Below are 817 nucleotides of genomic sequence, written 5' to 3'. Positions count from 1 at the left end.
CTGTTGCTTTATAAACAGGCTTGCCCTCTAAAGAATTAAGGGAGACTGTGGTTGCTCCAACATTCCTGCCCGTCGCCATAAAGCGCAAAACGATACCATTCTGATAACCTAAAAACTGTGAGGTGCTTGCAAGTCTTATCACACTCGTTTGTTGGACATGATCATTGGTAACAATCCCTTCAAGCTCTCCACCCGTGTCTGATAAATATTCACGCACGCGCTGCATCATCACACGGGCGCTCTTGTTCACACTGCTAGGATGCTGTCCTTCTGACCAATCAATTAAAGCATCACAACGCGTATTATCCGCCGCTCTAAGCGACCAATCATAAATCGTCGACATCTCTCATGAATCCTAATTTCGGTAAAATGGTCCGTAAAATGCCCGCATGAATGGCGTCATCAAAGGGTTATCATCTTCATCACTCTCTTCTTCTTCCGAAGACTCTTCTTGGGATGCTAATTGTGATGCTAATAATGCCCGTAAAACCTCTAACATGTTGTCTCTATTGCCAAAACCACCCTGTGCTATAGGACTTGCTGCTCTATAAGGCTGCCCCCCATACATTTGTAACACGCGGTTGACAAAATCACTTGCACGCATACCGCTGTTGCCACCATTCAAACCAACCGCATTGCTCCCAACAATTTGCGCCGCATTGGCATGGGGATTTTGCAAAAGGCGGGCGGCTCCTCCTGCCCCTTGTTGATGTGCTAAATACAATTCTGCATCAGTAGGCGCTCTTCCCAATACACGGCTTAAATGGTTGCGATTATCAAGCGTCAACCGCCCCATGGCATCTGCCGCTTGCATGGG

The 817-nt window shown here is 47.2% G+C and carries 1 protein-coding gene and 1 pseudogene; both read right to left on the bottom strand.

All coding sequences use genetic code 11. The features are described from left to right. Positions 1–343 (bottom strand): annotated as a pseudogene (locus ACFIN0_RS09915) (phage tail protein); the annotation flags it as partial. A gap of 12 nt (positions 344–355) precedes the next feature. Next, a partial coding sequence (locus ACFIN0_RS09910) for a lytic transglycosylase (protein ID WP_375702470.1) occupies positions 356–817 on the bottom strand: 462 nt, incomplete at its 5' end.

It is taken from the genome of Bartonella sp. AA89HNZF, from assembly GCF_042196905.1.
Taxonomy (GTDB): domain Bacteria; phylum Pseudomonadota; class Alphaproteobacteria; order Rhizobiales; family Rhizobiaceae; genus Bartonella.
Note: the sequence above shows the minus strand (reverse complement) of the source record. Positions and strands in the feature narration are given on the sequence as shown.